Origin of the sequence: Dyadobacter sp. (genome assembly GCF_051859145.1) — a bacterium.
Taxonomy (GTDB): Bacteria; Bacteroidota; Bacteroidia; order Cytophagales; family Spirosomataceae; genus Dyadobacter.
Genome location: NZ_JBHYGF010000312.1, coordinates 1 through 26,993 on the forward strand (window position 1 = coordinate 1; position 26,993 = coordinate 26,993).

The window sequence follows — 26,993 nt, forward strand, 5'->3', positions numbered from 1 at the left end:
AATTCAATTATATGGCGGAGAAAAACCCGTATCTGCTTGAACTGAAACAGGCGCTGGGACTAGATGTGGATTTCTAAAATTTGGAGCGAGCCAGAAATCGCTCATGAAGCTGTAAGACCTGCGGAATCAATGCAGCGTTTTCGTCATTTGTAATAATAAAATCAGCAATTGAACTCCGGATTTCGTCAGACACCTGCCGGTCTATGATTGCCCTGATCTCCTGCTCCGACCTGCTGTCGCGCTTTAATATCCTGGCAACCCGAAGTGACGCCGGGGCTTCTACCACAATCACAAAGTCGAGCGTATTACCATCCCCTGCCGCTTTCATGATCGCGGCTTCCTTGATCACATAAGCAGCGCCGGAATGGCGGGCGACCCACTGTGCTGTATCTTCCTGCACAACCGGGTGAATGATCGCATTCAGCTTTTTGAGTAAAGCTTCGTTTTGAAAAACAATAGAGGCCACAAATGCAGTATCGTATCTGCCTTCCGAATTATAGGCCGCCGGACCAAGTAATGCGGTAACTTCCCTCCTGATATCTTCGTGATGGTTCGTCAGCCACTTTGCCCGTGCATCCGCATTGTAGACAGCGATGCCCAGGCAGCTAAACAGCTCACAAACAACACTTTTACCCGAACCAATTCCACCTGTGACACCTATTTGAAGCGGAGTTGACATGATCTTAGCCGGTTTACTTACAATGGTACATTTAGAAACTGTGCTACCTCGAAACTCACAAACACATCGCGGTGACTCACATCGACCAGTGGTGAAACAGGCAATGGAATGGGCAGATTTTCGTCGTAATTGTTCTGGATCTTAGGTGTGGGAACGGAGATCCGGATCGTGTCTGGGTAAGTTTTAATCAGTGATACCGGACCGTCGACCGAAATTAAAGAAGGCGACACATTGATAATGCTGGAAATCACAAAACCTTCCCTGACCTCAATCCCGGCGCTATCTACCCTGATCGGGATAATTTTCCTGATCTTGGGCTCAAAACTCAACTCAAAAGTATCAGATACCACATAGTTCACATGTAATCCGGGAAAGAGCTCGGCTACCTGGTCAGTAAGTGCAGTGGAATTGATCACATTCCTTACATTGGGATTGACCACTTTATACACTACCGGATTGGCATTGAAATTCAGCCACGATTTTTGAAGTAACCTCCAACCATCGCCCGAAACATTGACCGAAATCCGGCGTGGTAGTGGCTGCATTGGAACATACGAAGCATTATCGTATTCAATTTCCAGCGGGTAATTCAGCTTGATGGAATAATTATCCCTGTTCAGCACATTCATCAGCCAGAAGAAAGACGCAGCCAGCAAGCATCCAATAAAGGTTTTGATTCTATTTTGGTTTGGTGGTACGTAATTCACGGCCAACTAGGTTTATCCTGCTATCGTGCGTGAAATTGCCGATTTCTCGACAGTTAATTTAACTCCTTTGTCAAGTTCAAGCGTTACAGTAGCTTCCTCGACGGTATAAATTCTTGCATGAATTCCTCCTATCGTCACCACCTGATCGCCTTTTTTCAGGTTAGTCAACAGCTCTTTCTGTTCCTTTTGTTTTTTCTGTTGCGGGCGGATCATAAAGAAATAGAATACACCAATTATCCCGACCCACATGACAACCTGGTAAATCATTGTCTGAGAACCGTCGGTTGCTGCTTGTGCTAAGAGAGAAAGCTTCATTTGATTTGAATGGATTAGGTAATTTTAAAACCGAAAACCGATCTTAAATAGATAGAGTTGAGTTATTTGGATTCTTGCGGCTTAGGTGCTGCATTCACAATTCCTTTAAGTCGCAATTCGGAATATGCGGGATCTGTATTGGCATAAACCGTGATCGTTTTCACTTGCGGGCCGCTTTTGTTTTTACTGTCAAACCGCACCTTGATACTCGATGTCTGATTCGGCCCGATAGGCTCTTTCGGCCATTCGGGTGTTGTACAGCCGCAGGATGAAGAGATGTTGTTCAGGATAAGGGGATACTCACCTTCGTTTTTAAACTTGAACTCGTGCTCTACAACTGCGCCTTCCTCTATCGTTCCGAAATCATAGGATGCACTGTCGACTAATGCAAAAACAGGCATTTTTGAAGATGCCTGTTTTTCATTTTCCCCTTTTTCGCTTTTTGAACAATTGAAAAAGGACAGTGAAACTGCAAGGAATATGCAAGTGAATATTTGTTTCATATCAGCGGCTTAGCTTGCCTGACCTTTAATCTGCGCCATCAGGCGGTCTACGTCTTCAAGTAACTTTTCAGCCTTCTCGCGCGCGTCGTTTACAACCCGCTCTCCTTCTGAGCGTGAAAAATTATCAGGCTGATCTTTCTTATCTATAAGTTCCTCAACTACTTCCTGAAGTTTCTCACGATACTTGGAAAGACGGAATGTTAATTGCGTTCTAAGCACTTCGCCCTTATCGGGTGCATAGAGGATTCCCAATGCAGCACCTGTGACACAACCTGTCACAAATGCAATTAGACTGTTACTGGTTTTACTCATGATTTCCTAGTTTTAGCTGTTGAGTCGGCTATAGCTTCCTATAACCGACAGCTCCAAAAATTATTCCATTGTAATGCACAGCAAAAGCCGGCATTACTTATTATCGATCAGTCCTCGGCCGCTTTTCCGTATAACTCCTTCTTTCGCAAGTTTTACTGAAAGTACGTCGAGAACGCCGTTTACAAACTTACCACTTTTTGGGGTACTGTACCTTTTTGCAATTTCAATAAACTCATTGATTGTCACTTTTACGGGTATTCCGGGAAAGTGAATGAGCTCTGCCAATGCTGTTTTGAGGATAATTAAGTCAACTAATGCAATCCTTTCCAGTTCCCAATTTTTAAGCTGGTCATCGAGATACAGATCATACTGGTCACTTTCGGCAACTACGATCTTGCACAACTCTTCGACAAACTCGCGGTCCTCTTCCCAATCTTTTGTGAGCGGAGCCAGTTGAAATGTACTCGTATCATCAGCTGATTTCAACGTTTTGATTGCAAGGCTCCGGATCAACTCGCTGTGATCGGCCCAGTATAAATCGCGCTGTTCGAGGTAATCAAGGGGAACTTCATGTTTCAGGATCACCTGACGCAGCACATGCTGCACCAATGCCTGATCTTCTTCCGGCGTGTGCGAGGCTTCCTTGCAGTAAGCTTCATACACTTCATCTTTCCGAAGCGCGTCGCGGTACGTTTTACGTATCACGCCCATTTCATTACTCCAGTTGATTCCGTTCCGGATAATTTCTTCTTCCAGAGCCTTATCTTCCACCAGAAGCTGGATTACCCTGTTGGAGTTCAGTCCAGAACTTTTGGGGAATGGCGACTCGGGATCATCGTATTTTCGTTCTCTGTCAATCTTCGCCTGGTGCGACAGTTCAATGAGCATCGAAAGTATGCGCACAAAGTCGACGTGGATCAGCTCGGTTTCGTTTAAAACCCTTCTTACCAGCTTTTCTCCATCCGACTTGGTTTGCCTGTCATAAGCTTCATAGGCACTTCTTGCCACACGTACCACGCGATCCGGCAACTCCTCGTCTTCGCTCAGCTTGCCGTTTTTGATGTATTCGTCCAAAGCAATATTTGCCAGCTTTCTCATACCCGACAATTTTTCTTTGTCCTGAAATTCCATCGAATTCAGATCCGGCGCAAAAGCCTCCTCAATGTGATCCAACGCCAGCAGGCGGTTTGCGTCGGCAGTCAGTTGCCTAGCATAAAGTGCCTGAACAGCCTTGGTCCTTAATAATCTCCTATTCAGCATAAGCCGGGACTAATTGTATAAAAAGTACAGTAATTCAAAGAACGTTTCTTCATATAAAGGCAAGGTTGGTCTTGTACCCTGCGGGAGCATCTAAAATTTACCGCGAAATTAGCGTATTTTGTTCACATTCGAAAAAATGAAACACCTGCCTTAAATTTGCAACGTTTTAAATAAATAGGATGTTGCCTATTCCAAAGCTTCATTTTTCTTACCCAAAGCATAGCCGGTGAAAGCGTTAAAGTACCTCAATAAGTACTTATGGAAATACAAATGGTACCTTATTCTCGGTATCATCTTTACTGTGGTCTCCAATCTTTTTGGCATTATCCCCGCACAGCTCGTGCGTTATGCGCTTGATCTGGTGATCGAAACGCTGGATATCTACTACCTCTACAACGGGGTGTCGCTGCAAAGTAAAATGTACGACATTTTTGCATTCAGTATCCTGCTCTACGGCCTGCTGATCCTTTTAATGGCTTTGTTGAAAGGGATCTTTTTGTTTCTGGTGCGACAGACTATTATAGTCATGTCACGCCACATTGAATTTGCACTCAAAAACGACATTTACCAGCATTACCAAACCCTTCCTGCTGCATTCTTCCGTCGTCACAGTACGGGCGATTTAATGGCGAGGATTTCGGAAGACGTAAGTAATGTGCGCATTTATGTGGGTCCGGCATTGATGTACGGGATCAACCTGCTGGTTCTTTTCGTGCTGGTTATTTCGTATATGGCTTCGGTAAGCGCCAAGCTGACATTCTACGTATTGCTGCCGCTGCCTGTACTTTCTGTAAGCGTGTATGTGGTCAACAGCCTGATCATGAAACGCTCACAGGAAATCCAGAAACAACTCTCGGCGCTTTCGACTTATGTTCAGGAAGCCTTTTCAGGGATCCGTGTGATCAAGTCTTTTGTCCAGGAAAAACACTCTTACGACAATTTTGAAAAAGAGGCGGAAACATTTAAAGTGAAGTCTCTCGCGCTCACCAAAGTGGATGCATTCTTTTACCCGGTGATCATCATGCTGATCGGACTAAGTAATATCCTGATCATTTATGTAGGCGGGCAGGAGATCATCAACGGCCGGTTGACGCCCGGGAACATTACCGAGTTCATTTTGTATGTCAATATGCTCACCTGGCCGGTGATGGCGCTGGGCTGGACAACCAGTCAGATCCAGCGTGCAGCTACTTCTCAGGCGCGTATCAATGAATTTTTGAACGAAAAAACGCCATTGGTGTCAGAGAAAAATCTGGTGAGGCCGCTCGACGGCGGTATCAGGTTTGAGCATGTGAACTTTGTTTACCCGGACTCTGGCATTCAGGCTTTGTACGACTTTGATCTCGACATCAAAGCCGGGGAAACCGTGGCGATCCTTGGAACGACCGGATCAGGAAAAAGTACGTTGGCGCATTTGCTGTGCCGCCTTTACGATCCGACCGGCGGGCAGATACTGATCGACGGTACGCCTATGAAAGATTATGATGTACACGCATACCGCCGGCAAATAGGATATGTACCTCAGGATGTATTCCTTTTCTCGGATTCTATTCAAAACAATGTACGGTTTGGCACGCTGGATATGCCATTCGAACGCATTGAACAGGCGGTAAAGGACGCTGACCTTTATAAAAACATCATGGATTTTCCGCAAGGCTACGATACGGTTCTGGGTGAAAGAGGCATCACGCTTTCGGGGGGACAAAAACAAAGGCTGTCCATTGCCCGGGCTATTGCGAGAGATCCCAGGATTCTGGTGCTCGACGATTGCCTTTCAGCTGTTGATACAAATACCGAGAATATCATTCTCAACAATCTGAAGCGCATTATGGACCACCGTACCTCTGTCATTATCTCCCACCGCGTTTCCTCAGCCAAGCTCGCGGACAGGATCGTGGTACTGGACGAAGGAAAGATCATCGAGCAAGGCACACACACAGAATTAATGTCAAAAAATGGCGCGTACAAAGAGCTGTACGAGAAGCAGCTAATGGCGGAGGAAGTGTAAACGCGATTATTTCACCAACCTTTTCACCTCCGCTTTCAGCTCTTTCATCTCCTGGTGCAGACTTTGCAGGCTCACCTGCTGGGTATCAGCTTCCAGGTTGAATGTCAGCTTACTGCTCACCTGCCACATTTCGCGGATCTCGTTCTGATCAATCCGTATCGGTGCATAGTCAGGGTTCAGGGATACCAGGTTTACAAAACCCGAATTCGCTTCTTTCTGGATCTTTTTGACAAGCACACTATCGGCTGTAACAACGACGTACATCCGCCGGTTGCTCAGTCCATCCATATCATCCACCGCTTTTCCAACGATCCACTCGCCTGATTGCAGCACAGGCGACATACTGTCTCCATCTACCTGGAAGCCGCGAAAAGTGGCATTCCGGTACTCGGGAAGGGGAATACCGAATGCAGGCAACCGCTCAAACCATTGTGCGTCGCCGATATTGCTCGGGTACCCGGCAGCCGCTTTTGCATTCACCAGTACAATATTCTCTTTACCCTCGCTGTCGACAGTCACTACTTTCGGCGTGACAGAAACCTTATCGGAATGCAGGTATTTCTGGCTGCTTTCACCAAAAAGCCAGAGCGGATTAATGTGATACTTCTTTAAAAGCTCCTTCACAACCTGCCCTGGAATGCGCGTGCGGCCCCGCTCTATGTCAGCCGTAGTCGCGCTGATGCCCAACTCTTCCGCGAATGCTGACTGGGTCAGATTCAACTCTTCTCTTACTTGTTTGAAACGTTTAAACTCTTCTTCGGTCGGCATTTGTCAGTTGATCAGTTACTCAAACCTATGTCTTTTCAAAAATAATAATTTTTTGGAATATTTCCTTTTTCTAAATGGAAATGATCCATATATTTGGAATAAATCCATTAAAACGTAAAAATTCCAACTTGTGGACCGCACGATATTACACCTGGATCTGGACACGTTCTTCGTCTCCGTGGAGCGGAAGAATAACAGCGAGCTTGAAAATAAGCCGGTTATGGTCGGCGGCGTGGGCGATCGCGGGGTAGTTGCCGCATGCAGTTATGAAACGAGGGCATTCGGCGTGCATTCCGGTATGTCCATGAAAATGGCAAGAATGCTATGCCCGGAAGCGATCGTAATTCGTGGCGATGCGGGGGTTTATTCCAAAGAATCAAAGATCGTCTCGGAGATCATCAGTGAGACAGTCCCAGTTTTCGAGAAAGCCAGTATCGATGAATTTTATGCGGATTTGTCGGGAATGGATAAATTTTTTGGCTCCTACAAGCTTGCTACCAATCTGGGCGAGCGCATCAGGCGGGAGAGCGGACTGCCGATTTCGCTGGGGCTTTCTACCAGTAAGATAGTTGCAAAAGTGGCTACGGAGGAAGCAAAGCCCAACAATCACCGCAAGGTGGAAGCAGGAATGGAGAAATCTTTCCTTGCACCAATGCCTGTCAAGAAGATCCCCATGGTAGGTGAAAAGACAGATAAGATCCTGCAAAATATGGGAATCCGGTACGTGAAAACGATCCAGGATATGCCAGTGCAGGTGATGAGCCAGGTTTTGGGTAAAAACGGCGTACTACTCTGGAACCGCGCTAATGGGCTGGACAACTCGCCGATTATCCCGTTTCATGAACGTAAGTCGATTTCCAATGAGCGGACTTTCGGGAAAGATACCGGCGATGTGAAACGAATGCGTGAAATGATCCGGGCAATGGGAGAAAACCTGGCTTACCAGTTGCGCTCAGGCAACAAGCTGACTTCCTGCATCTCTGTTAAAATCCGGTATTCCGATTTTAATACTTTTTCAAAACAGATAAAGATCCCCTACTCCTCAGCAGATCACGTGCTGATCCCACATATAGAGCGGCTATTTGACCAGCTCTATAACCGCAGAATGATGGTGAGACTGGTAGGAGTGAATTTCAGTGACCTGGTATCCGGCAATCACCAGATCAATATGTTTGATGATTCCGAAGAGCGGCTGAACCTTTACCTGGCTATGGACTACATACGTGATAAGTATGGGATTGATGACCGCGGTAACTCCATTATCAGTTGGGCAACAACCCTGGGCATACCCAATATTTCAAGTATGGGAAACCCCTTTAATGGCGACCCACCCATTATCCCGGCGCACCGGAATGCGTAGCCGCTGAATATCAGGCTGCGTCTTGCTGCAATGTTTGTATGTTATTTAACTCATTGGTAATGTGATGCTCCTCTTCTTCCAGATCAAAATCGTCCTGCAATCCCAGCCAGAATTTGGGAGATGTACCAAAATACTTCGCAAACCTGAGCGCTGTATCCGCGGTGATCCTGCGGCGACCTTTGATGATCTCGCTGATTCTTGTTTGCGGTATTGAAGTATCCTTCGCCAGTTTATAAGCACTGACTCCAATTGGGACCAGAAATTCTTCTTGAAGAACTTCCCCGGGGTGTATGTTTTTGAGCTTTTCCATTGAGTATAATTAATGATAATCGATGATCTCAACCTCAGACGCGTTTCCGTCAGTCCATTTGAAGATGACTCTCCATTGTATGTTGATACGAATGCTGTAATACTCCTTCAAATTTCCTGAAAGTTTCTCCAATCGGTTTGACGGTGGAATTCGAAGATCAATCAGGCTCTGTGAGTTGTTTAACATTCTCAATTTTCTTCTTGCAACCTGTTGAATATCCATGGGTAGTGCCGCTACCCGTTCACCCAACCAAATCTTTTCAGTGATTTTTGACGAAAAATTTAAAATCATAACGTCTTGCATTAGTAACGCACAAAGTAAGTATAAAGTTTAGAATTCCGATAAAATGCTACTCAACTGTCACTCGTATTTTAGCCTGCGGTTTGGGATGATTCCGGAGGAGGACTTGCTTCGGCTCGGGCGTGAGCATGATTATGATTGCATGGCGCTGACGGACATTAACAACACCTCAGGCTGCCTGAACTTCGTCCGGCTGGCACCGAGGTTTGACATCAAACCGGTTGTAGGCATAGATTTCCGCAACGGGATTGAACAACAGTATGTAGGACTGGCCAAAAGCAATGCAGGATTTCAGGCGTTAAATGGATTTTTATCCAAACACCTGAACGAAAAGACGAACTTTCCCGATACCGCGCCGCAGCTTACAGATACGGCATTCATATATCCGTTTGAGAAAGTCAACACTGCAAGAAAACAGCATTTCCGGGAGCATGAATTTATTGGTATTTCGCTGAAAGATCTGAACAAGATCCAGTTCTCACATTTAATGAAAGTCAGGGATAAACTGGTTGTTCAGCAGCCTGTTACCTTTCGGCATAAAAAAGATTTCAATGCACACCGGCTGCTGCGCGCGGTTGACGGAAATACAATGCTCAGCAAATTACTGCCGTCGGAAACCGGATCCGAAGACGAGCAGATCGTGCCGCGCAAAGTGCTGACTTACCATTTTAACCAGAAAGATTTCTCAACGATCATTTACAATACCGAAAAGCTGCTGGATGAATGTAATGTGCATTTCAAATTCGGGGATGAGCGTGAGCATCAGAATTTGCAGGTTTTCGGAAAAAGTAAAAAAGACGATTACCAGCGCATTTTCCAGCTCGGCTGCGAAGGAATGAGATATCGCTACGGCTCAAACGTAAATGATGTTATTCTCGACCGTTTCAATATGGAGCTTGAATTGATTGAAAAACAGAATTTCATTCCCTTTTTCCTCGTCAATCACTCCATTACCAGTTATGCGCGTGAAAAAGGATATTACTACGTCGGCCGGGGCAGCGGCGCAAATAGCATCATCGCTTACCTGCTGAATATCACGAATGTAGATCCGATCGAGCTTGACTTGTACTTCGAGCGGTTTATGAATTTGTACCGAAAAAACCCGCCCGACTTTGACATTGATTTCTCGTGGCGCGACCGGGAGGATGTAACGCAATATATCTTCGACACTTTCGGTAAAAAAGGTCAGGCTTCACTGCTGGCAACTTACAGCACATTTCAGCATAACGCAGCTGTGCGTGAACTGGGAAAAGTGTTTGGCTTGCCGGCTTACGAGATTGAAGCATTGAGCAATGGAAAATACGATCCACGAAAACTCGATCAGTACGGGTCGCTGGTGATCAGATACGCCGATTATCTGCAAAAGAACAATCAACCCAATCACCTCAGCATACACGCCGGAGGTATACTGATTTCTGAGCGGCCGATCCATTACTTTTCTGCTACTGATATCCCGCCCAAAGGTTTTCCGACCACGCAATTCGATATGGTGATCGCCGAAGATGTCGGTCTGAACAAATACGATATTCTCGGGCAGAGAGGTCTGGCAAAGATCAAAGAGACGCTTGAAGTGATCAGATACAACCGCCCGGATGCACCAGAGTTCGATATAAATGATGTAAAAAAATTCAAAACAGACCCCAGGATCAACAACCTGATCAAACAGGCGCAATGCATTGGCTGCTTTTATGTGGAGTCTCCGGCCATGCGAATGCTGCTGAAAAAGCTGGAAGTGGACAATTACCTCGGCCTGGTTGCGGCAAGCTCCATTATCAGGCCGGGCGTGGCAAAAAGCGGAATGATGCGCGAGTACATTCTTCGCCACCGCAACCCCGAGCGGCGTGAAGAAGCGCACCCGAAGTTGCTTGAATTAATGGAGGAGACTTATGGTATCATGGTCTACCAGGAAGATGTGATCAAGGTGGCGCATTACTTCGCCGGGCTCGACCTGGGTGAAGCAGATGTGATCAGGCGCGGCATGAGTGGTAAGTTCAGAGGGAGGGAGGAGTTTGACAGGGTAAAGAACAAGTACTTTAAAAACTGCCGTGACAAGGGTTACGATGAAGCAATGACCCAGGAAATCTGGAACCAAATAGCCAGTTTCGCAGGATACGCCTTTGCAAAAGGGCATTCTGCCTCCTATGCTGTCGAAAGCTATCAGACCCTTTTTCTAAAAACGTACTTTCCGCTGGAATTCATGGTGGCGGTACTCAACAATGGAGGTGGCTTTTACGGACAGGAACTATATATCCATGAAGCCCGGATGCTCGGCGGAAATGTATTGGCACCTTGCGTAAACCACAGTTACGCACAGACCGTAATCGAAGGAAAGGATATCTACATTGGAATGCAGTTCCTGAATGAGATCGAAGAAAAAACCATTGCAAAAATCATTGAGGCGCGCGAGGCAGACGGACCTTTTTTGTCTCTGAATAATTTTCTGGACCGGGTCGCTATCTCTATTGAGCAGCTCACGATCCTGATCCGCATTGATGCATTCCGTTTCACCGGCATTGATAAAAAAACACTGTTATGGAAAGCACATTTCCGGCTGAGTACCACACCCGTAAAGGTGCCGCAAAAGCAATTATTCGACACCGAAATCAAGGACTACGAGCTTCCTTCATTTGAATCCTCTCCCATCGACGATGCCTATGATCAGATAGAATTGTTGGGATATCCGCTTTGCAGTCCGTTTTCACTCGTCAGGCACCCGCTGCCTCCAAGTGTTATGAGCAAGGATCTGCACCGGTATGTAAACCAGGAAGTGATTCAGTACGGGTATTTGGTTGCTGTTAAAAACACGCGGACTTCTCGGGGCGAGGTAATGCATTTTGGTACTTTTCTGGATCAGGAAGGACAGTTTATTGATACAGTTCATTTTCCAGGAAACACGAAGGCCAACTTTTCGGTCAAAGGTGTTTACAAAATCCGTGGTATTGTAACGGAAGAGTTTGGGTTTATGACGGTAGATGTAATGGATATCAGCAGAATGGATTCGGTGGCTAGGGAAAAGTAGCGAAGTGCACACATTAAAGTTGGAAAAACTACTAAAATCCGCATTTAAAGGTCGCGGGATAATGTGGACAAGTTGTTTTTCGTTGTAGAACAGTTTTGCTATTCACCGGAATAGCCCATTTTTGCACAACCACAAACCACCCCGCCTGATGTTAAAGCATATCCTGATCTTCTGTGCGTTTCTTGCTGTTACTTCCTGCACCAAAGAATCCGGCTCCATTACCGGCAGCTGGGTCACCGAAATTCCCGATCAGCCGCAACATAAAAGGGGTTTTACTTTAAAAGATGATGGCCGGGCCTCGTCCATTAATCTTGAATCCAAACTGTATGAGAGATGGGAAAAACAGGGTGATTTGCTAATCCTGAGCGGAAAAAATGAATTTACCGAGCGCACTGACGACGTAACGGATACCATGAAAATCATCTCTGCCGGGGATAGTACGCTGGTGGTAGAGCACGCCGGAAAGCGATTTACCTATACAAAGACAGGCAATCCTGACAAGCTGATCTCCGACTTCGAGCTCTATGAATGCTTTGTATATAAATCCAGAAAAGACTCTGCATTCCTGCACGTCAATGTAGCCGACAGCATTGTCACCGGTGAACTGTTTTATGCTTTTTATGAAAAAGACCGGAACCAGGGTAAAATCGATGGCGTAATGCGTGGGGATACCATTTATGCAAAATATACCTTCGTATCAGAAGGAACTGAGTCGACCAGAGAGGTAGTTTTCCTTAAAAAAGGCCCGCAATGGATTGAGGGTTTCGGGGAAGTGGAAGACAGAGACGGTTCAATGGTTTTCAAAGACCGTTCTAAGCTAAAATTCCGGCGCGGACTTGCATTCAAAGGCATCAGGTGCCCGCCCACGCTTCAATAAGGCAATTCAACCACCCAGATACAGGTACCTCTCAGATTTCCCGACAATTTCGCCTGGAAAGTTAAAAACTGTTACCAGAGAACCGGTCAGATAGAAAAGCGTTATCTTTCGTTTCGCTGACTTTAAATCAATTTAAAATTAAAAAAATGAAAAAGGCTCTTCTCGCTTTTTGCTTTATGATTATGGGATCTGGTTTTGTTTCGCTGGTTTCAGCGCAGGACCTGGCCTCACAAAAAATTCCCCTTGATCCCGACGTAAAAACGGGGAGACTAAAAAACGGGATCACTTACTATATCCGCAAGAACAGCGAACCAAAAAACCGGGCAGAGCTGAGGCTGGCTGTGAAAGCCGGGTCTGTTTTGGAAACGGACGCGCAGCAGGGACTTGCCCATTTCATGGAGCACATGAACTTCAATGGGACTACCAACTTTCCGAAGAACGAATTGGTCAACTTCCTGCAAAAAACGGGTGTGCGCTTTGGCGCCGACCTGAATGCATATACCGGCTTTGACGAAACAGTATATATGCTGCCCATTCCTACTGACTCCGCCGGATTGCTAGAAAAAGGCATTCAGGTGCTGGAAGACTGGGCACATGGCGCATTGCTCGACCCGGCCGAAATTGAAAAAGAGCGCGGCGTGGTATTGGAGGAATCAAGAATGGGCCGGGGCGCGCAGCAAAGAATGCGGGACAAGTTCCTGAAAGTAATCCTGAATAATTCCAGGTATGCAGCCCGCCTGCCGATCGGGAAGGATAGCATCTTGAAGTCGTTCAAACCGGAAACGATCAAAGCTTTTTACAAAGACTGGTACCGTCCCGACCTGATGGCGGTGATTGCGGTAGGCGACTTTGATCCGGCCAAAGTGGAAGCCATCATTACGCAAAAATTCAGCTCCATTGCCCCGCCCGTCAATCCTAAAAAACGCACCAAATACGACATTCCACTCGACGGATCGACGCAGGTTGCGATTGTTACCGACCCGGAATATCCGCAGAACCTGATCCAGCTGATCTACAAGCAACCAAACAGCAAGGAAAAAACTTTGCAGGACGTGCGGAACAACTTCGCGCAGGGACTGTACAATGCGATGATGGGGCAGCGCATGCAGGAGCTTACACAAAAGCCTAACCCGCCATTTCTTTATGGGGGCAGCGAATATCGTGATTTCCTCGGCAATCTCGATTCTTACACTTCGGTTGCGCTAGCCAAAGATGCAACGTCTATGAAAACTGCCTTGACCGCCCTGCTGGAAGAGAATGCACGTGTTCAAAAATTTGGCTTTACGCAGCCCGAGCTCGATCGCGCGAAAAAGGATTTTTTCAACAGCATTGAACAGTATTACAAAGAGCGTGACAAAACTAAATCTGCCAACCACGTACAGGAGTACCTCAACCACTTCCTGCACGACAAGCCTTATATGGGCGCAGCAGCCTATTTTGAGTTTGTCAAAAAACACCTGGAAAGCGTAACTCTGGCCGAAGTGAATGCATTGGCCAAAAAATACATCACCGATAAAAACCGGGCAGTAGTGGTAATGGGCGCAGAGAAAAGCAAAGAGGCATTGCCGACAGAGCCTGAGATCCGTGCATTGTTAAAAGACGCCGGAAAGGATGTGACTGCCTATGTAGACGATGTTGTTGACACTCCGTTGCTGAGTAAAGAGCCCGTTGCAGGGAAGGTTACTTCGGAGAAAAAGCTTGAAAAGCTGGGCGTGACCGAGCTTACCCTTTCAAATGGCGTGAAGGTTTTGCTGAAACCGACTGACTTTAAAAATGACGAGATCCTGATCAAAGCCACGGCACGCGGTGGTTACTCCTTATTTCCGGATGAGCGGGAAACGGGCGTTTTCACCAGTTACCTGATTCAGTCAGGCGGGGTCGGACCTTACAATCAGACGCAGCTGCAAAAGTTTTTAGCAGGAAAAACGGCTAGCGCCGGACCTTATATCAGCGAGCTTACCGAGGGTATCGGCGGCGAAACAAACCCGAAAGACCTGGAAACCACTTTGCAGCTGATTTATGCGTCTTTCACGGAGCCCCGCAAAGATGCAGAACTAGTAAAAGGCATTTTGGCAAACCAGAAAGCATACCTGGAAAACATCCAGAAAACGCTGACTCCCGAGAAAGTTTATTCGGATTCGTTGAATGCGGTTTTGACAAATCACAATCCAAAACGTCAGCCGCTCAAACCCGAAAGTGTTGACAAGGTAAACCTGGACCGTGCAGAGGCCATTTACAAAGACCGGTTTTCTGACGCTTCCGATTTCGTTTTCACCTTCGTAGGCGCATTCCGCGTGGATTCTATTAAGCCTTACATTGAAAAGTACCTCGGCAGCCTGCCTTCTACTGAGAGAAATGACGACTTTGATCACCCGAATATTTTTCCGCCAAAAGGGAAAATTGAAAAGACAATCTACAAAGGAATGGAGCCCAAAAGCCGCGTGACGCTGGTTGCGAGCGGAGAATATGACTACAATCCTGAAAACAACATTCAGATAGAGGCTTTGCAGGAGGTACTTCAGATCAAGCTGATTGAAGCGCTGCGCGAGGAAGAAAGCGGGGTGTACGGCGTGAGTGTTTCAGAAAGCACCGACAAGTTTCCAAAAGGAAGATACCGGTTTACAGTCGGTTTCGGATGCGCGCCCGAGAATGTGGAAAAGCTGATCAAGCGCACGAAAGTGGAGATTGCGAAGGTGAAAGAAAACGGGGCCGACCAGAAGGACATTGAAAAGTTTGTAGCTGAAACACGTCGACAAACGGAAACGGCTGTTAAAACAAACGGCTTCTGGCTCAGCTACCTCGACGACAATACGTTCCTGGGAGACGATCTCGACGAGATTTTCCAACAGGAACGTCTGCTGAAATCAATTACAGTCGCCAGCACCAAAGAAGCCGCTCGTAAGTACTTTAATGATGACGATTTCATTCAGGTGGTGTTGATGCCTGAGAAGAAATAATCGTGATAAAGCTAGCCTGCTGCACTTACTGCGCAGCGGGCTGGCCTTGTCTTAATTTCAGGATAATATTTGTTTTAAGATCAAATAGGTGCTTTTCCAACCCGACCGGGTAGGTATGCGGATTTACAAAACGCTTGATCCCTTTGTAAAAATGCGCAAGCTGATCCTTCACCCGCTGCCGGGTCTCGTGAATGGAAGGCTGACTATAAATAAGCTGGCCTTTTGCAAAAACGGGCACCAGTAAATCTTCAAAATGCATTTGCTCTTCAAATGACCGGTTTTTCGTAAAGTCGTAAGGATCAACCATCGTCGACTTTCCAATCAATGGATTTTCAATATTGAAAATCATATCAGAAACAAAACCTTTGCTATCCCGAAAACGCCGCACCTGCTGAATGCCCGGTGTGGAGACCTTCACGAGCTGCTCAGACAATTTCAGCTTGTAGTCCCATTCGCCGCTGCCATTCCTGATTGCGGCAAGCTTGTAAACACCGCCCAAAGCAGGCTGATCGTAGGCGGTAACCAGCTTGGTACCAATGCCCCAGATATCTATTTTCGCTCCCTGTATTTTCAGACTGTCCATAATATACTCGTCGAGATCATTACTTGCGACGATACTGGTTTGTCCAAATCCCGCATCGTCCAGCAGCTTCCGGGACTCTATACTTAGATAAGCCAGATCACCCGAGTCCAGCCTTATCGCCCCAAGTTCATAACCACGCTTTCTCAACCCTTTACCGACCTCGATCGCATTGCGTACACCTTGCAGCGAGTCGTAGGTATCCACAAGTAAGGTTACATTGTTGGGCAAATGCTGCGCGTAAGTTTCAAATGCTTCCAGCTCGGAATCGAAGGACATTACCCAACTGTGTGCGTGGGTTCCTTTTACCGGAATGTCGTAAATCTTGCCGGCAAGGAGATTGGAAGTGGCATCAAAGCCACCGATATAGGCAGCGCGGCTGGCAGTAACCCCGCCGTCCGGACCTTGTGCGCGTCTTAATCCAAATTCCAGCAATGTATCATCTTTGGCCACCAGCCGCATGCGCGCCGCCTTGGTTGCTACCAGCGATTGAAAATTGATCAGGTTCAAAAGCGGCGTTTCTAACAGCTGACATTGCAAAATAGGTCCCTGCACACGGAGCAGCGGCTCGTTTGGAAATACAACAGTACCTTCCGGGATCGCATCAATACTGCATTGGAGCTCCATTTGAGAAAGATATTCAAGAAAACCCGGTTCAAACAATGCATTACCATCGTTTCCTTTCAAAGAACCGATATAGTCGAGATCAGACTGGCTTACCCGGTATTCCCTGATATATTCGATCACACTGTTGAGACCGCAGCTGATCGTAAAACCACCCTGAAACGGATGTTTTCGAAAGTATAAATTGAAAACTGCTTCTTGCTCGGCCTTGCCCGATTTCCAGTAACCGTAGGCCATTGTGAGCTGATAAAGGTCTGTAAGCAAGCTCAGAGAAGTGTCGTATAGCTGATTGATCATGATGTGTATGGTTGTTATAAGGTGCTCAATTAATAAAAAAAAGGCCGGTATTTCTAACCAGCCTCTTGCCAAATCAACAGTTTATCAAAGTCCTGGCTCTCGATCAATGAGCTCGTTTGTATTTTTTACAAAAAATTTCAGCTTTATTCCTCAAAGCTATCTTTTAAAACTTGTAGACTGAATTTCAACTATTTACAAGAATAAATGCAGGTTGTAGGGACAAGAAGATTACCCAACGTATATAAACGGATGATTTAACGGAAATTAAGCTATTGATCTTTTCGCAGTACGCTGGTCGTATGTTTCCACAAAACGGAATACTTACGAACAAAAAAGAAGTTTCATGGACCAATCGATAGAGGCGAAGATCAGATCCGTGGCGCTGAATATCCGGAAAATCAGGGAGTACAGGGATTACACACAGGAATATCTCGCAATGAAGTTGGGCATATCTCAAAATGCGTATAGTAAAATTGAGCTTGCTTACACCCGCATTACGTTGGAGCGATTGATCCAGATCGCGCAGATTCTTGAAGTAGACTCGGTGGACCTGATCAGAGGAAATGCAGAGGACCTGGTGCGCCTGCACACCGCAGAGTAACCATCAACAAGCAAAAGCGGGCTGACTCTCATTGAATCGCCCGCTTTCATTTTGCAAAAACTTAAATTTATATCGCTTCCAGAATCCGCTCTATTGCTACCTGATAGCCAATTTTCTCTTTCAATTCACTAATAGAAACACGCTCCTGCTCCATGGAATCGCGGTGACGAATGGTCACGGTATCGTCTTCCATCGTCTGGTAATCCACCGCAATGCAGAATGGAGTTCCGATCAGATCCTGTCTGGTATAACGCTTTCCGATGGCAGCTCCGTCGTCATAAACAGTTCTGAACGAAGATTTAAGTGAATTAGCGATTGCTTGTGCTTTCTCTGCCAGTCCGTCCTTCTTCACCAATGGAAGTACCGCAACCTTGAATGGCGCCAATGCAGGATGCAGTTTCAGGTAAGTCCGCTCCTTTTGATTTTCCCCCTCGCCTACTGTCTCTACGGTATAAGCGTTGCAGAAAGTAGCCAGGAACAGACGGTCAGCGCCTACCGAAGTCTCCACTACATACGGAATATAGTTTCCATAAGGTTTGCCATTTTCATCCAAATCAGAATCGAAGTACTGTTGTTTTTTCTTCGAAAGCTCCTGATGGTTTCTTAGGTCAAAATCGGTTCTTGAATGGATCCCTTCAATTTCCCTGAATCCGAATGGAAACTGGAATTCAATGTCCACCGCCGCATTGGCATAATGCGCCAGCTTTTCGTGATCGTGGAATTTCAGCTTCTCCGCTGGTAACCCGATCGCTTTATGGAACTTCATCCGCGCTTCTTTCCACGATTCGTACCATTGCATTTCAGTACCAGGGCGAATGAAAAATTGCATTTCCATTTGTTCAAATTCCCGCATACGGAAAGTAAACTGACGCGCCACAATCTCATTCCTGAATGCTTTTCCAATCTGTGCAATACCGAAAGGAACTTTCATCCGGCCGCTTTTCTGTACATTCAGGAAGTTTACAAAAATGCCTTGCGCAGTCTCCGGACGTAGGTAAATGAGACTGGAATCTTCTGCTACGGAGCCCACCTGCGTACTAAACATCAGGTTGAACTGGCGAACTTCCGTCCAGTTGGTCGTACCCGAAACCGGGCATTTGATATTTTCAGATATAATAAGCTCGCGAACCCCGTTCAAATCCTCAGCGCTCAGCAGTCGCCCCATTTCTTCCAGCAGTGCCTGTGCCTTTTCTTCATTACCCTCGGCAGCATATTGTTCTGCTTTGCCTTCCAGCAACTGATCGGCGCGGTACCTCTTTTTAGAATCTTTATTGTCGATCATCGGATCATTAAACCCGTCGACGTGCCCCGAAGCTTTCCAGGTAAGCGGATGCATGAAGATCGCAGCGTCGATACCCACGATATTATCATGCAGCTGCGTCATCGCCTTCCACCATGCGGCTTTCAGGTTATTTTTCAGCTCGACGCCGTTCTGGCCGTAATCGTAAACAGCCTGCAGACCGTCGTATATTTCAGAAGAAGGAAAAACAAAGCCGTATTCTTTGGCGTGCCCTACAATATCTTGTAAAGAGGTAGCGGGTGTTGGGTTCATTCTTGGTTAAAAATCAATGAGAAAAGACTGTTAATGCATCCAAAACAAGGAAGTTGGCAAAATTAGGTATTTTGACCGGACATACGTAAGCCCAATGTTCGAAACCGGACAAAATATAGCGACATTGATCGTAAAGTAATTGATTATCATTATAGATACAAAATTGGCATACGTTTTTAACCAGGGTATGTAAACAAACCGACGTGCAACATGCTGTTCAACTATATCAAAATCAGTTTCCGCAACCTCAGTAAACAGAGACTGTTCAGCGGACTCAACATTTTCGGACTGGGTATAGGCATGGCAGCAGTGTGGCTGATGCTGCTTTATGTGGCCGACGAAATGAGCTACGACCGTTTTCACGAGAAAGCAGACCGCATTGTTCGGGTAGTACAGCAGGCTAGCTGGGACGAAAGCAGCTTTCACCTTCCACTTACGTCAGCACCATTTGCCGCTGCCCTACGAATGGATTATCCGGAAGTCGAAGGCACGGTCCGCATCAGCTCAGAAGGCGGTGGTACGATGAAATATGGCAAAAACGAAGTGGTCGCAAATGACATTTTCTTTACAGATCCGTCTATTTTCAATGTATTCTCTTTTCCCGTTTTATATGGCGATGCCAGAACTGCATTGGCAGAACCGCAAAAAATTGTTTTAACCAAAACCCTGGCCGAGACACTTTTCAAGGATGCTTCCCGGGCTGTTGGAAAAACCGTAATGTTCAGCAATAACTTCCCGAATGTCGTAACCGCAGTAATTGAAGATACACCTGCCAACTCACATCTCAGGTTCAGCGCGTTAAGATCACTTCCCAAAGATTATACGACTGGCTGGCAGCAGTTTGAACTCTATACTTACCTGCTGCTCAAAGACGGGACAGACGTTAATAAGTTCGAGAAGAAACTGGCCGGGTTTTTCCCGAAATACCTGAAAAAAGAGATGGGCAATGTGCGCTATCAAATGGAGCTTCAACCACTTACCTCCATTCACCTGAACTCGCACCTGGATTTTGAGCTCGGCCCAAATGGAAATGCAAATACCGTTTACGTATTCTCCGCAATCGCCGCATTGATCCTGCTGATTGCCTGTATCAATTATGTAAACCTGTACACTGCCCGCTCCATGAAGCGGATACGTGAGGTAGGTGTCAGAAAATCCATAGGTTCGGAAAGGAGCCAGCTCATCGGGCAATTTTTGACAGAATCAATGATCATGACGATACTATCGGGTTTGGTCGCGTTCATTCTAGTTATTGTGTTTCTGCCTATGTTCAACAAACTGGCAGAAAAGTCGCTTTCACCCGGGTACCGCAGTGACGTAGTGAGCGCACTGATTGCGATCGCATTTGTGCTGCTGGTAGGGTTGGTGAGCGGCCTATATCCGGCACTTCGCTTTTCCGGCTTTCGTCCGGTTAATGCATTGAAAGGACAGATCGGCAGTCAGGTCAGCAGTGCTTATTTCCGCCAATCGCTGGTGGTATTTCAGTTCGCGGCCACGGTGGTAATGATCGCCTGCTCGGCAGTGGTGTACCGCCAGATGTATTATGTCAACAACAAAGATCTGGGCTTTAATAAAAGCCAGGTACTTGTGTTTCACATTGATAAAAATGAGGTCAGAAATCAGGTTCGTGCGGTTAAACAGAAGCTGTCCGAAAGTCCATTGATTGAAAGTGTGGCATCTTCCAGCAATCCTATCGGCACTAACTATCTGGGCTCTGCGGGGATGTTTATGGAAAAAGAAAATGGCCAGATGAGTCCAGGTACCCAAATGGTACAGAAGTTTGCAGTTGACGGGGATTTCCTTAAAACAACGGAGATCAAATTAATAGCCGGCCGAAACCTCAATTCCGAATCGGAAGCAGACTTGTCGGCCGCAGCAATGGTCAATGAAGCATTAGTCAAAAAACAAGGCTGGACAAACCCACTGGGCAAGCGGATCAAGTACTTTGTAGATGGCCAGGGCAATACGAAAGAAGCAACCGTCGTAGGCGTTGTGGCAGATTTCCATACCCATTCTCTGCAGCACAAGATCGAGCCGCTGGTTTTACAGGCACCTGCGCCAGGTGACGGCGACAATATTTACGTGAGAATTACACCTGAAAAGACCAAAGAAGCGCTGGATTACATGCGCCAGGCCTACAAGGAATTTGATCCCGAAGCAACGCTGGATTTCCATTTTCTGGATCAGAACTTTGCCCATCAATACGCTTCCGAGCAGCGCCAGGGCAATGTAATGCTCACTTTTGCCGTGCTGGCGGTTTTGATTGCCTGCCTGGGTTTGTTTGGTCTGGCAGCATTTGCCGCCGAGTCGAGGACGAAGGAAATTGGTGTTCGCAAGGTACTTGGTGCGAGTATCCAGAGCGTAGTACTGCTGCTGTCCAAAGATTTTATCAAGCTGGTTCTGATCGCTATTGTTGTTGGCACGCCGGTATCGATCTACGCTATGGGCGAGTGGCTCAAAATCTTCGAATACCGCGAACCACTTTCCTGGTGGATTTTCGCCGGCGCCGGCCTCATCGCCATTCTGATCGCTCTTACAACTGTTAGCGCCCAGGCATTTAAATCCGCATTGATGAACCCGGTGAAGAGTTTGAGGGCGGAGTGAGTTTGGGGGCCTATTATTCTCGGTTGTATCTAAATATTATTTCATGAAGTCTTAAATACTTTCCTGCTGGCTTGAACATCTTACCAGTAGGAAAGTTATCCGGGATCAGAGCGACGGCTCACCATTCGTCTTCACCTCAACGCGAGGTTCATTCCTGACAAGAACACTGTCGAACTTGCTATCAATCGTACCAATCGAATGAATGTCCTCGAATGATATACCATCGTTGATAAGCTTTTGAAGAGTTGCCTCGTCTACGTCCTTGAACTGAGGTCCCCAACCACTTCCGGGATCACCACACAGTGTCAGTAGTTTTAGGGATGGTGTAAAGTTCAATATATACTGCCCCTTCTTTTTAGAAATGACCTCATATACAAGCTTGTCTTTTTTACTACTTGAATAATGCGCAAGTAGCTTAGGAATGGCCAGCATACGCGCATCTTTCCTGTCTTTCCCATCCTCAGTATACATAGTATCAACATCAGGATCGACTTTGTTGATGCATGCAGCCATTCCAACCAACAGCTGTATGACAAAAAGAAACGTCCTCAATTTCATATAAGATCGATTTAAATTACCAAACATAGATTTCGAATAGTCAAAGTTCGATATAGATTAAATGCTGCGGTGCGCCATTTCGAATACTGACAGCCGTTCTCTTGGTGGATCCTCGCCGGAGACGGAGTTATCACCCTCTCCACACTAAGCGCCTAGGCTTCTAAATCAGCCGGTGAACGCTTTGAAGAGTTACGGCCAGAGTGAGTCTGGCGGGCAACTTAGATTCAATTCTTCTGGCAACGCGAAGTTGCCAGAAGAATTAGATTAAATGGGGTTATTTCGGATTTCCATTCGTATTGACATTGTAAATCGGTCTTTTTCGCACAAGCAGACTATCAACCTTATGGGACATTGACCCAACATCATACAAATCGTCGAAAGAGATTCCTTCATCCACCAGCTTCTTCAGCATTGCTTCATCAACGTTTTGAAACTGTTGCGACCATCCACTTCCCGGGTCTCCGCAAACGGTGAGAAGTCCAAGGCCAGGTGTGAAATTTAGAATAAATCGTCCGCTTTTCTTTGAAACCACTTCGTAAGCCTCCCGATTTTTCTCGCTTGCAGCATAATGCTCGTACAATTTAGATACAGCCTGCGATCTCTGAGTCGCCCGGTCGCCGTCCTTTAAATAAAGCGTATCAATCGCTAAGTCAATCTTATCGAAGCATCCCAAAAGCAGGACTCCAAGAATGACAATCAATATCGTTGTTTTCATAGTAACTATTCTAATCGAAGATTTTCAATAAACCACTGATATTAACTAAATAGTCCCAGCATTTTAAAGATCCACGTGTACCAAATGCTGATGTGGTCCATACATGTTATTGTATAGATTATTCCATGTTCCCACATTATCACCTCCGTGCCAGTTCAAAATCGTACTTATCAATTCCAAAGCACTCGAGTTTGCTCTGGCAGCCATTGTATTTACAATGTCGTCTACGGAAGGCATTTTTCTAAAAGGTCCTACCCCCCATTTTGTTTCATTTTCCATCCAGACGCGTGCAGACATATTATTATGAAGATCCATCGCAGTATATTTATCATATACCTGGCCACCCTCAGGAGCCTCTTCGTGTTTTGAAGTTCCATCCTGTGTAAAGTCAATTGCCTGGTTCTCACTTGCAGGTGACCCTTTTAAGATGTATCGGATCGACAATGCATTCCAGGTTGAATGCTTGAAAGCGTTGCCCTTATTTCCTGAATCTTGATTTTGGTAAATTGTCTGTGTTAGTGATTTAGCATCATTTGCAGCCTGAATATACCATTGCGCATACCCGGGATTCAATAGCAAGTGATTCTTTTCGGGAGTAGTAAGCGTTCCGGGAGATACATCTGCAATACGCCCGTTTCTTCCCTTCGTACTTTCAAACCTGATAACTTCCGCGATAATATCCCTTTTCGCAAGTGTTTGGTAGAAATCGTAAATCACCATTCGTCTTGCATCAGCTTCCTCACGTGTTTGTATTTCGGGAAAATCCTGGAAAATGCGGCGAAGGTCTAGGTCTGAAAGTTCGTCTTCTGAGTTGGGTTGTGGGTATTTGGAAAGATGTTTTACCAGGATCGGGTGCAGTTCCTCGTAGGTAATGTTGACACCTATACCAATGGTTCGAGATTTGGTCACACCAGCGACAGACTGGTAGTAGAGGTCAAATTCTTTCTGAGATTGCCCAAACAGTTCCTTCGGAAAATCAGATTGAATTATCACTTTTTCTCCTTTGAAATCAATAATTTCAGTTTTAACCATTTCATTTTCCCGCATGGAAGCCTTCATTTCAGGCTCGCGACAAGATACCACAACTGCTACAAGAGACAACAGCAAAGCACTGATTACACATTTTTGCATAGGTAGTTAGAGTTAGTTAATGAAAATTGCCTGAACTAGTTTTCAGTTCTCCTATTTACATATCAATTCCTGTGAAGCTTTTTTTTGATTATTTGCCGGCAATGAGGGGATACCCGAATGGCGGCGATTACGAATGTGGTGTAGTAGCAAGTGTAACTTCGGGCGGCGGTTTGTAGCAGAAAGCCAATTATCTGTACTCTAGTTAAATTTCCTTAAATACCAACCTTCTCCGTTACGCTGAAATGCGTTTCCCCTATTTTTACCGCATGCTGCACAACTACTTCACTATTGCCTGGCGGAATTTGCTGAAACGTAAATTCTATTCTGTTCTGACTGTCTTTGGACTTGCTGTCGGGATTACGTTTACGTTCCTCGTAGGCAGTTATATTCATGGTGAGTTGCAGGTGAATGCCGATCTCCGGAATGCAGACCAGCAGTACATTGTCCGCAGCAAGTGGAAGGTGCCGGAAATGGGGATTGACTTCGCTACATTCGGGCCGCTTGGCAAGACACTTAGGGACGAGTATCCTAATCTTGTAGCAGGCTACTATCGCTACGACGCCATCACAGTCGCAGTTTCTCACGGCGACAGGCACTTTCGGGAAGATGTACAAACAGGAGATACCACCCTGCTTTCCATGTACGGATTTCCTGCGCTGCACGGCGATGTGAAAACTGCATTGCAACAGCCAAATTCCATTGTAATTACCGAAGAAAAAGCTCTTAAATACTTTGGAAAAACCGATGTAGTTGGGGAAAGCCTGACTTTGCACAACTTCGTCGGCGGCAAGCAGGAGTATCAGGTGACAGCTGTTTTGGAAGATCTGAAAACCAACTCAGTCAGCCACTTACTTAATAATCCATCTTCCATATTCATCCCGCTGAGCTCACTTGAAGGGCGCAAGGGAGCAGAAAGCGACTGGAATTTTCCGTTTATGGTAACTTTCATTCAGCTGCAAAAAGGCATTGAACCAAAAGCGCTTGAAATGCCTGTCGCTCAGATACTGAAAACGAATGCACCCGTAAGCGCACACGAAAATCTGAACATATACCTGACTCCGCTCAAAGACTATTATCGCGAAGCCAATGACGGTTTAGTTCAGAAGATGATCTACATTCTGGCCGCGGTAACTGCTTTTATCCTGCTGATGGCGGTTGTCAATTTCGTCAACATTTCTGTGGCAGGCTCCTCTTCCCGGTTGAAAGAAATTGGCGTAAGAAAGGTGCTGGGCAGCCTCAAAGCGCAGATTATCGGACAGTTTCTTGCTGAGTCTATACTGCTGGCCGCATTCGCAAGCTTATTATCAATCGGCTTTTATGAGTTATCGCGGGGTTATTTTGGTCAAATTATCGGTAAAGAACTTGTGTCAGGAATCTCCCTTTTTCCCTGGATTATCATCTTGCCGATACTTTGTGCATTGCTGATTGGCTTACTAGCCGGCTCCTACCCTGCTTTCATACTTTCGGCGATCCCGTCAGTGGATTCCATGAAAGGGAAGCTGAAATCCGTCAAAGAGCATGTGGGTTTTCGGAGATCTCTGCTTGTGATGCAGTTTACGATCGCATTGTTTGTTTTTGTAGCAGCTGCCATCATCACCCAGCAGGTCGATTATTTCTTCAATAAAAGTCTGGGTTTTGAGAAAAATGCATTGGTGTCAATTGCGGTGCCGCGGGACTGGACGCCGGAGGGACTGGCGCGAATGGAAGGGATCCGCAATGAGCTTTCGACCCTCGCCGAAGTTGCGGACGTAAGTTTATCCTATGAAATAGCAAACGGGAATACGGGTGCCCAATACGGTATTTACCAGCCCGGACAGGATTCTGCACAGGCGATCCACACCCAGTTTTTCTCAACCGATGAAAAGTTCGCATCGACCTTTGGGATTAAAGTACTGGCCGGCGACTTTTTCGCAAAGCCAAATGCAGGTATTCAGACTGACCGCATTGTGATTAATCGCTCGGCAGTGAAATCCCTCGGGTTCAAGTCGCCCGAGGATGCTGTCGGCAGACAGGTCAGGATCCATTTTTCTCCGCAACCTGCGACTATCGCCGGAGTAATTCAGGATTTCCACTTCGAATCTATGCACCAGCAGATCAAACCGCTGGCAATAAGCCACATCAAAGTGGGAAATACATACAGGTATCTGAGTTTCAGGCTGAGCGGCCATGTTGGACCGGCTATGGCAGCCATTCAGCGAAAATGGGCGGCACTCATGCCGGATGCACCTTTTGAATACACTTTCATGGACCAGACGCTGCAAAAGCTTTATCAATCGGAGATCCGGTTGCAAAGGGCAGCGCAGCTGGCCACATTGCTGGCGCTGGTCATTGTTGTGCTTGGCATTATCGGTATGGTCTCGCTGAGTGTAGCGCGGCGGACCCGGGAAATAGGAATCAGGAAAGTACTTGGCGCATCGGGGATTAACTGTCACGTCCTGAAATAGGTTGACCTTAACCACAGGGAGATTTATGCAGCATGACCGTCCGAAAGTAGTGAAGTACAGCCTGAGCTTTAAACGGGAAGTAGTCCGTGAGATTGAGCAGGAAGGAATAAGCCATTTAGAAGCTTCGCGTCGTTATGGCATCAAGGGGAGCTCTACAATTAAAAAATGGATTGTTAAATTTGGCAAAGAGCATTTGATCAACAAAGTAATCCGCGTAGAGATGAAAGGGGAAGCAAACCAGCAAAAACGTTTGGAAGCAGAGCTACGGCGCCTGAAAGTGGCCTATGCCGAACTAAGCTTAAAGCACCAGTGCGCTGAAAAAGTGATCGAACTGGCCAATGAGGAGTTCGGCACGGATTTAAAAAAAAGTTTTGGCACCGATGCGTTGGCCGTTTCCGGGGACAGTTCGCAGTAAAGCAGGTTTGCGGCTACTTTGGGTACAGCAAGAGTGGTTATTACAAGCGGCAGCATGTCAGTAAAGAAGCGCTAAGTGCTGAGCAAAAGATCATTGA

23 protein-coding genes are annotated in these 26,993 nt (G+C 46.3%); 9 read left to right on the top strand and 14 right to left on the bottom strand.

Annotation, left to right across the window (positions count from 1 at the left end; genetic code table 11):
* Nucleotides 1-73: 73 nt before the first annotated feature.
* From coaE to nusB, 6 genes are all read right to left on the bottom strand, one after another.
* Nucleotides 74-679, bottom strand: a complete 606-nt coding sequence (gene coaE / locus ACTIE6_RS17075; protein WP_439557794.1) for a dephospho-CoA kinase — start codon at nt 677-679, stop codon at nt 74-76.
* A 17-nt stretch (nt 680-696) separates the two neighbouring features.
* Nucleotides 697-1,386 (bottom strand): hypothetical protein, encoded by a 690-nt coding sequence (locus tag ACTIE6_RS17080; RefSeq protein ID WP_439557795.1) that lies wholly within the window; start codon nt 1,384-1,386, stop codon nt 697-699.
* 12 nt (nt 1,387-1,398) lie between these two features.
* Nucleotides 1,399-1,701 carry a preprotein translocase subunit YajC gene (yajC, locus tag ACTIE6_RS17085; RefSeq protein ID WP_056281273.1) on the bottom strand — a complete coding sequence of 101 codons (303 nt, stop codon included), beginning with the start codon at nt 1,699-1,701 and terminating at the stop codon, nt 1,399-1,401.
* 62 nt (nt 1,702-1,763) lie between these two features.
* Complete coding sequence (locus ACTIE6_RS17090) at nt 1,764-2,204, bottom strand: DUF1573 domain-containing protein (RefSeq protein ID WP_439557796.1); 441 nt, start codon at nt 2,202-2,204, stop codon at nt 1,764-1,766.
* A 9-nt stretch (nt 2,205-2,213) separates the two neighbouring features.
* Nucleotides 2,214-2,516, bottom strand: coding sequence for a YtxH domain-containing protein (locus ACTIE6_RS17095; RefSeq protein ID WP_439557797.1), 303 nt, complete (start codon nt 2,514-2,516; stop codon nt 2,214-2,216).
* A gap of 93 nt (nt 2,517-2,609) precedes the next feature.
* On the bottom strand, nt 2,610-3,776 hold the full coding sequence (gene nusB, locus ACTIE6_RS17100) for a transcription antitermination factor NusB (RefSeq protein WP_439557798.1): 1,167 nt from the start codon (nt 3,774-3,776) through the stop codon (nt 2,610-2,612).
* Between the two features lie 226 nt (nt 3,777-4,002).
* On the opposite strand from nusB, the gene ACTIE6_RS17105 reads away from it, so the two are divergent.
* Complete coding sequence (locus tag ACTIE6_RS17105; protein WP_439557799.1) at nt 4,003-5,784, top strand: ABC transporter ATP-binding protein; 1,782 nt, start codon at nt 4,003-4,005, stop codon at nt 5,782-5,784.
* A gap of 6 nt (nt 5,785-5,790) precedes the next feature.
* On the opposite strand, the gene ACTIE6_RS17110 is transcribed toward ACTIE6_RS17105, so the two are convergent.
* Nucleotides 5,791-6,552: an XRE family transcriptional regulator gene (locus ACTIE6_RS17110; protein WP_439557800.1), complete on the bottom strand. Its 762-nt coding sequence runs from the start codon at nt 6,550-6,552 to the stop codon at nt 5,791-5,793.
* A 130-nt stretch (nt 6,553-6,682) separates the two neighbouring features.
* On the opposite strand from ACTIE6_RS17110, the gene dinB reads away from it, so the two are divergent.
* On the top strand, nt 6,683-7,912 hold the full coding sequence (gene dinB, locus ACTIE6_RS17115) for a DNA polymerase IV (protein WP_439557801.1): 1,230 nt from the start codon (nt 6,683-6,685) through the stop codon (nt 7,910-7,912).
* A gap of 10 nt (nt 7,913-7,922) precedes the next feature.
* Here dinB and ACTIE6_RS17120 read toward each other — a convergent pair whose 3' ends face one another.
* Both ACTIE6_RS17120 and ACTIE6_RS17125 read right to left on the bottom strand, forming a co-directional pair.
* Nucleotides 7,923-8,222 (bottom strand): HigA family addiction module antitoxin, encoded by a 300-nt coding sequence (locus ACTIE6_RS17120; RefSeq protein ID WP_439557802.1) that lies wholly within the window; start codon nt 8,220-8,222, stop codon nt 7,923-7,925.
* 9 nt (nt 8,223-8,231) lie between these two features.
* Nucleotides 8,232-8,513: a type II toxin-antitoxin system RelE/ParE family toxin gene (locus tag ACTIE6_RS17125; protein ID WP_439557803.1), complete on the bottom strand. Its 282-nt coding sequence runs from the start codon at nt 8,511-8,513 to the stop codon at nt 8,232-8,234.
* 55 nt (nt 8,514-8,568) lie between these two features.
* Between ACTIE6_RS17125 and ACTIE6_RS17130 the strand changes: the two genes are divergently transcribed.
* The 3 genes from ACTIE6_RS17130 to ACTIE6_RS17140 all read left to right on the top strand — a co-directional run bounded on the left by ACTIE6_RS17130 (nt 8,569) and on the right by ACTIE6_RS17140 (nt 15,375).
* A complete protein-coding gene (locus ACTIE6_RS17130) occupies nt 8,569-11,541 on the top strand; it encodes a DNA polymerase III subunit alpha (protein ID WP_439557804.1) in 2,973 nt (990 codons plus the stop codon).
* Between the two features lie 148 nt (nt 11,542-11,689).
* Nucleotides 11,690-12,418, top strand: coding sequence for a lipocalin family protein (locus ACTIE6_RS17135; protein ID WP_439557805.1), 729 nt, complete (start codon nt 11,690-11,692; stop codon nt 12,416-12,418).
* 146 nt (nt 12,419-12,564) lie between these two features.
* On the top strand, nt 12,565-15,375 hold the full coding sequence (locus ACTIE6_RS17140) for a M16 family metallopeptidase (RefSeq protein WP_439557806.1): 2,811 nt from the start codon (nt 12,565-12,567) through the stop codon (nt 15,373-15,375).
* A gap of 25 nt (nt 15,376-15,400) precedes the next feature.
* Here ACTIE6_RS17140 and ACTIE6_RS17145 read toward each other — a convergent pair whose 3' ends face one another.
* Nucleotides 15,401-16,876: a nicotinate phosphoribosyltransferase gene (locus ACTIE6_RS17145; RefSeq protein WP_439557807.1), complete on the bottom strand. Its 1,476-nt coding sequence runs from the start codon at nt 16,874-16,876 to the stop codon at nt 15,401-15,403.
* Nucleotides 16,877-17,219: 343 nt separating this feature from the next.
* Between ACTIE6_RS17145 and ACTIE6_RS17150 the strand changes: the two genes are divergently transcribed.
* A complete protein-coding gene (locus ACTIE6_RS17150) occupies nt 17,220-17,477 on the top strand; it encodes a helix-turn-helix domain-containing protein (RefSeq protein WP_031525871.1) in 258 nt (85 codons plus the stop codon).
* Between the two features lie 67 nt (nt 17,478-17,544).
* On the opposite strand, the gene ACTIE6_RS17155 is transcribed toward ACTIE6_RS17150, so the two are convergent.
* On the bottom strand, nt 17,545-19,029 hold the full coding sequence (locus ACTIE6_RS17155) for a glycine--tRNA ligase (RefSeq protein WP_439557808.1): 1,485 nt from the start codon (nt 19,027-19,029) through the stop codon (nt 17,545-17,547).
* Between the two features lie 210 nt (nt 19,030-19,239).
* On the opposite strand from ACTIE6_RS17155, the gene ACTIE6_RS17160 reads away from it, so the two are divergent.
* Nucleotides 19,240-21,633 carry an ABC transporter permease gene (locus ACTIE6_RS17160; protein WP_439557809.1) on the top strand — a complete coding sequence of 798 codons (2,394 nt, stop codon included), beginning with the start codon at nt 19,240-19,242 and terminating at the stop codon, nt 21,631-21,633.
* Nucleotides 21,634-21,738: 105 nt separating this feature from the next.
* Here the strand turns inward: ACTIE6_RS17160 and ACTIE6_RS17165 are convergent, their stop codons facing one another.
* From ACTIE6_RS17165 to ACTIE6_RS17175, 3 genes are all read right to left on the bottom strand, one after another.
* Entirely contained in the window at nt 21,739-22,191 is a 453-nt protein-coding gene (locus ACTIE6_RS17165) for a hypothetical protein (RefSeq protein ID WP_439557810.1), read from the bottom strand.
* A 274-nt stretch (nt 22,192-22,465) separates the two neighbouring features.
* A complete protein-coding gene (locus ACTIE6_RS17170; RefSeq protein WP_439557811.1) occupies nt 22,466-22,906 on the bottom strand; it encodes a hypothetical protein in 441 nt (146 codons plus the stop codon).
* Nucleotides 22,907-22,969: 63 nt separating this feature from the next.
* Nucleotides 22,970-24,037 carry a DUF6973 domain-containing protein gene (locus ACTIE6_RS17175; RefSeq protein WP_439557812.1) on the bottom strand — a complete coding sequence of 356 codons (1,068 nt, stop codon included), beginning with the start codon at nt 24,035-24,037 and terminating at the stop codon, nt 22,970-22,972.
* A gap of 242 nt (nt 24,038-24,279) precedes the next feature.
* Between ACTIE6_RS17175 and ACTIE6_RS17180 the strand changes: the two genes are divergently transcribed.
* Nucleotides 24,280-26,481, top strand: coding sequence for an ABC transporter permease (locus ACTIE6_RS17180; protein ID WP_439557813.1), 2,202 nt, complete (start codon nt 24,280-24,282; stop codon nt 26,479-26,481).
* A gap of 25 nt (nt 26,482-26,506) precedes the next feature.
* Entirely contained in the window at nt 26,507-26,896 is a 390-nt protein-coding gene (locus ACTIE6_RS17185) for a transposase (protein WP_439557814.1), read from the top strand.
* Nucleotides 26,897-26,993 lie beyond the last annotated feature (97 nt).